Annotated in this window: 8 protein-coding genes and 1 pseudogene; 6 read left to right on the forward strand and 3 right to left on the reverse strand. The window is 67.6% G+C overall.

The window, feature by feature from the left end:
- Both PO768_RS27315 and PO768_RS27320 read right to left on the reverse strand, forming a co-directional pair.
- On the reverse strand, positions 1–961 hold a 961-nt coding region (locus PO768_RS27315), incomplete at its 3' end, for an ExeA family protein (RefSeq protein WP_272648571.1).
- Positions 962–985: 24 nt separating this feature from the next.
- Positions 986–1,126 (reverse strand): hypothetical protein, encoded by a 141-nt coding sequence (locus tag PO768_RS27320; protein ID WP_171018366.1) that lies wholly within the window; start codon positions 1,124–1,126, stop codon positions 986–988.
- Positions 1,127–1,184: 58 nt separating this feature from the next.
- On the opposite strand from PO768_RS27320, the gene PO768_RS27325 reads away from it, so the two are divergent.
- On the forward strand, positions 1,185–1,517 hold the full coding sequence (locus PO768_RS27325) for a hypothetical protein (RefSeq protein WP_262972148.1): 333 nt from the start codon (positions 1,185–1,187) through the stop codon (positions 1,515–1,517).
- 16 nt (positions 1,518–1,533) lie between these two features.
- On the opposite strand, the gene PO768_RS27330 is transcribed toward PO768_RS27325, so the two are convergent.
- Complete coding sequence (locus tag PO768_RS27330; RefSeq protein WP_137944340.1) at positions 1,534–2,007, reverse strand: Lrp/AsnC family transcriptional regulator; 474 nt, start codon at positions 2,005–2,007, stop codon at positions 1,534–1,536.
- 457 nt (positions 2,008–2,464) lie between these two features.
- Between PO768_RS27330 and PO768_RS27335 the strand changes: the two genes are divergently transcribed.
- From PO768_RS27335 to PO768_RS27355, 5 genes and pseudogenes are all read left to right on the forward strand, one after another.
- Entirely contained in the window at positions 2,465–2,665 is a 201-nt protein-coding gene (locus PO768_RS27335) for a helix-turn-helix domain-containing protein (protein ID WP_442953306.1), read from the forward strand.
- Between the two features lie 5 nt (positions 2,666–2,670).
- Entirely contained in the window at positions 2,671–3,126 is a 456-nt protein-coding gene (locus tag PO768_RS27340; RefSeq protein WP_272648572.1) for a hypothetical protein, read from the forward strand.
- Positions 3,127–3,505: 379 nt separating this feature from the next.
- A pseudogene (locus PO768_RS27345) lies at positions 3,506–3,661 on the forward strand (hypothetical protein); the annotation flags it as partial.
- 65 nt (positions 3,662–3,726) lie between these two features.
- Positions 3,727–4,080: a c-type cytochrome gene (locus PO768_RS27350; RefSeq protein WP_272648573.1), complete on the forward strand. Its 354-nt coding sequence runs from the start codon at positions 3,727–3,729 to the stop codon at positions 4,078–4,080.
- The coding region (locus tag PO768_RS27355; protein WP_272648574.1) for an AAA domain-containing protein at positions 4,077–4,912 on the forward strand (836 nt) is incomplete at its 3' end. The genes PO768_RS27350 and PO768_RS27355, both read left to right, overlap by 4 nt.

The following is a 4,912-nucleotide window of genomic DNA, read 5'->3' on the forward strand; positions in this document are numbered from 1 at the left end:
CAGGCCGCCCGGCCTCGGGCCCCAGCGCGCGCGTGGCCAGTGCGAACACCGCGGCGGCGGTCAGCGCGCCGCCGGCGCCCAGCATCCAGGCCCGCCGTCGTCCAAAGCCGCCGAAACCGGAATTGGGCCGCGAGGCCGCGTCGTCGAACACCTCGGCGGCGGCCTTGTCCAGCGTCTTGCGATCGATGCGTTGGCGGCCCTGGGCATAGGCGCCCAGCAGGGCCCGATCACACAGCAGGTTGATGCGTCGCGGCACACCGCGCGAGAGCCGGTGGATCTGGCGCAGCGCCGCACGGTCAAAGGGCAGGGCCAGCGCGCCGCCAAAACCGGCGACGCCCAGCCGGTGCCGCACATACTGCGCGGTCTCGGCCTCGGACAGGGCCTGCAGATGAAAGCGCGCGATCACGCGCTGGGCCAGCTGCTCCAGCTCCGGGGCGGCCAGCATGGTGCGCAGCTCGGGCTGACCGATCAGGATGATCTGCAGCAGCTTGCGCTCGCGGGTCTCCAGATTGGTCAGCAGACGCAGCTGCTCCAGCAGCGAGGGCGCGAGGTTCTGCGCCTCGTCGATGATCAGCACCGTGTTGCGGCCGGCCGCATGCTGGGCCAGCAAAAAGGTGTTCAACGCGTCCACATAGGGCTTGACCGTGCGCAGCTCGCCCGGGCCCAGCTCGATGTGATATTCCTCGCACACCGTCCTCAGCAGCTCGGTGACGGTCAGCTTGGGGTTGAAGATGTAGGCGACATTGCAGTCCTGGGCCGGGATCTGCTCCAGGAAGCAGCGGCACACCGTGGTCTTGCCGGCACCGATCTCGCCGGTCAGCAGCACGAAGCCGCCGCCGCCGCGCAGGCCATAGAGCAGATGGGCCAGCGCCTCGCGATGGCGCTCGCTCATGAACAGATAGCGCGGGTCCGGTGCGATCGAGAACGGCTCTTGCTGCAGGCCGAAGAAGTTCGCGTACATGGCGGCGATGTCAGCCCGGGTTCATCAGCCCAGCACCCGGGCCAGGCCGTAGATGGACAGCGCGCCCGAGGCGATCAGGGCCAGGGTCTTGGCCGAGCGGTTGCCCAGCACGGCGCCGATGACGCTGCAGGCCAGGATGGCGCCGAAGAGATAGCTTGTTTTCATGCGGCGATGGTAAGGGCTGGCGCGGGCATTTTCTGCCGCCGCGACAATCGCGGCTGCCATGCCGCCGCGCCCGCGCCACCACCACCACGTCTACGTCGTCGAACTGTCCGACCGCGTCTGGAACCTGGCGAGCTTTCGCCGTGCCAATCCCGACCACGACATCCGCAAGCCCTGCGTCTATGTCGGCATGACCGGGCTCGACCCGGACCTGCGCTTCGACCGCCACAAGGCCGGCGTGCAGGCCAACCGCCTGGTGCGCGACTACGGGCTGCGCCTGCTGCCCGAGCTCTACGCGGTATACAACCCCATGCCTTACGAGGCCGCCCGCGAGATGGAGGTGGAGCTGGCGATCGGCTTGCGCGAGGCCGGCTACGCGGTCTGGCAGGCCTGAGGCGAGACGTCGGCGCTCAAGCCGCCAGATGGACCGGCACCACCGAGTCCTTCAGCACATTGCGCAGCACAAAGCTGCTGTGCACGCCGGTCACCCCGGGGATGCGGGTCAGATGGCCCAGCAGCAGGGCCTGGTAATGGTCCATATCGCGCACCGCCACCTTCAGCTGGTAGTCGGCGGCCTGGCCGGTGATCAGCAGGCACTCCAGCACCTCGGGCAGCAAGGCCACTGCGGCCTCGAAGCCAGCGAAGCGCTCCGGCGTGTGCACATCCATCGAGATATGGACCAGGGCCATCAGGGTCAGGCCCAGCTTCTTGGCGTCCACCACCGCGCGGTAGCCGCTCACCAGCCCGGCCTCCTCCAGCGCCCGCACCCGCCGCAGACAGGGCGAGGGCGACAGCCCGATCCGGTCCGCCAGTTCCTGGTTGTGGATGCGGCCTTCCTTCTGAAGAATTTCCAGAATCTGCCTGTCAAACTTATCGATGGCCAATCAGCAACCCCAAAGAAATTGATTCTTGGCAGATTATTGCGCACTGAATGAATTCAAAGCCATCTTCGCAATCATCTGCCAAGCCCTGTTCCCTACACTGAAGGCACTGAGTTACCCACTCCGACAGCGCCCAGGCCACCCGCCCGATCTCGCGTCAGGACCACCGCTTCACAAGAGCACCGGTTTGAACGCCACCCCGACCCCAAGCACAGCGATGTGGCTTGGGGTTTCGCTTTTGGGGGGCGGGCAGCTAGTGTCACGCTTGCAAACATACGGCAATGCCGTAGGATTGCGAGGTGCGCACGGTAGCCGAAACCGAGATCTTCCAGCGTCCTCGCGGAGTTGAAACAAGGAATCGAAGAGGCCCTCTGACATGAACAAAGAGTTCCAGCAGGACCTGCGGGAGTCGGTCCGCTAGATCAAGCGCGGCGAGGCGGCTCGGGGGACCGAGGTTGCGCTGCCGGCCGCCGCGCGGGCACGGGCTCAGGTCGGGCTGTCGCAGCGGGATTTCGCCCCTCTTTTGGGCGTCTCGGCCCGTACCTTGCAAGACTGGGAGCAAGGACGGCGCGAGCCCAACGGGGCCGCCAGAACGCTGCTGCGCGTGGCTGTGGCGCATCCGGAGGTTTTGCGGGAATTGCGGCGTAGCCATCTTGTCTAACCACCATGCCTGTTGCCGTCGCAGTTACCCTCTACCTTGGAGTGCTGTTGTATGCGGCACTGATGTATCTGCTGGGTCCGCTGGTTCCTGTTGCGACCATCGCCTTAGGGTTCGGTTTGCTCGTCATTCCGTATCTCATGCTCGAGTGGATAGCGACACCCGCAGTCGCAGCATTCATGGGCTTTCAGGCACGTTGGTCTGTCGCCGTAGCTCTTGTCATTGGCCTTCCGCTCGTCGCCCTGTTCACCGTCATCACGCCTGTGGTGAGTTCAGGCAGCGAGTCGCTCGCCGTTCCTGTTCCCTGGCTCGCAGTTTTTGCGAAGAGCAAGTCCAGCGTCATGGCCGTCGTGCGAGAACGGCTTGTCTGGTGGGGAACGCTGTATCTCAGTGCCGTGGTCGCCGGGCGGCTTAGTCTTCATGTGCGTCCTCTGCAAGGCCCCGATACCTCGCAACGGAAGTAGGGCGCAATGCCGGCATCGCAAACATGAAACCGCAGGAAGGCTTGCCATGGCAACTCACAAACCTCCCCCTTGCGAAGGCCGAAAGCACAGAACCGGGCGATCAGGGTCGGCATCGCTTGGTACAGCGAAGATCAGTGACAGTTGGTCAAGTCATCAGCAACAGGCCCTGACAGATTTGAGGCGAGCTACGTCGACTGGGTCGCCAGGGCTGAGGTGTCCACAGCAAACGTGCTGGCACGCTGCGACGCGCTCGGAGTATGTCTCCATGCTGCCGTCGGCTCGCGATCAACACGACGCCTAGACACTCCGCCAAGCGGCGCACCACCGCCCGTTACGGCATCGCGTATGCCGCTGCGCCAAGCGCGACAATCCCCACCCCATGACGCCGTCGCCGCCCCCTGCGCTCCTCGCCCTCGCCACCCTGCTCGCGCTCGGCCCCTCGGGCGCCAGCGCGGCCGGCCCGGTGGGCGATATCGCAGCCGGCAAGGCGACCTTTATCGCCGCCTGTGCGTCCTGCCATCAGCTCGGTCCCTCGGCGCGCGGCGGCTTCGGGCCGCAGCTCAACGGCATCGTCGGGCNGGCGCCAGCGCGGCCGGCCCGGTGGGCGATATCGCAGCCGGCAAGGCGACCTTTATCGCCGCCTGTGCGTCCTGCCATCAGCTCGGTCCCTCGGCGCGCGGCGGCTTCGGGCCGCAGCTCAACGGCATCGTCGGGCGGCCGGCCGGATCCACGCTCGACTACAGCTACTCGGCCGCGATGAAGAATTCAGGCATCGTCTGGTCGGCGACCAGTCTGGCGGCCTTCATCCGGGACCCCGAACGCAGCGTGCCGGGCACCAAGATGCGCTTCTTCAGCATCGGCTACAACGACCAGAAGATGGCGAATCTGCTGGCCTATCTGGCGAGCGTGCCAGCCACCCCGCCCTCCTCGCCATCCCCGTCTCAGGCCCGATGAGCCTGGCCGATCTGCGCGCGGCGCTGGCCGCCGAGCTGGCGGCGACGCCCGAGTTCTACGACTTCAAGGTGCTGCGCAGCGAGCGCGAGGGCGCGCTGTGGCGGGTCACGCTGGAGCCGGGCTATGTCTATGCCGAAGGCCAGCGGCCGGGCGCCGCCTCGGCCCAGGTCTTGCTGGACGACAGCCTGGACGGGGCCTCGGCCTGGTGGGGCGCGCCGGTCAAGGGCGGGGCCAGCGTGCTGGCCGTGCTGGCCGAAGAGGACCAGCTGCTGCTGCAGAACGCCAGCAGCGCGCCGCCGGAGCCGGACTGCCTGATACGCCTGTACCCGACCCGCTTTCTGAACGCCGTCGCCGAGGCCTGGTGGGACACGCCCTGGGCCGAGCGCGCGCTGGCCTGCCTGCCCGATCTGGGCCGGCCCCGCCCGGTGGACGCCGCCACGGCGCTGAGCGGCGCGCCGTTCCGTTGGCTGCGCCCGGCGCAGAGCGCCGCGCTGGCCCTGGTGCAGCACAGCAGCGCCTTTTTGTGGGGCCCGCCCGGCACCGGCAAGACCACGACCCTGGGCGTGCTGCTGGCCGAGTACCTGGAGCGCCGGCCCGAGGCCCGCGTGCTGCTGCTCTCGACCACCAACCAGGCGGTGGACCTGGCCACCATCGCGGTCGACAAGGCGCTGGAAAAAGGCCGACGCGAGCAGTACCGGGCCAGCGTGCAGCGCCTGGGCACCCGCTTCGATGCAGCGGCCTATGCCGGCCGCGAGCACCTGATTCCCAGCGACGACCAGGGCCTGATCGGCCGGCTGGCGCGGGCCGAGGCGGCGCGGCCTTCGGCGCGCGG

Source organism: Paucibacter sp. XJ19-41 (assembly GCF_028462495.1).
Lineage (GTDB): Bacteria > Pseudomonadota > Gammaproteobacteria > Burkholderiales > Burkholderiaceae_C > Roseateles_E.

Coding starts and splice junctions, on each gene's coding strand:
- PO768_RS27340 (WP_272648572.1), top strand. CDS start 2,671: ATGCCTGTTGCCGTCGCAGTTACCCTCTACCTTGGAGTGCTGTTGTAT.
- PO768_RS27320 (WP_171018366.1), bottom strand. CDS start 1,126: ATGAAAACAAGCTATCTCTTCGGCGCCATCCTGGCCTGCAGCGTCATC.
- PO768_RS27325 (WP_262972148.1), top strand. CDS start 1,185: ATGCCGCCGCGCCCGCGCCACCACCACCACGTCTACGTCGTCGAACTG.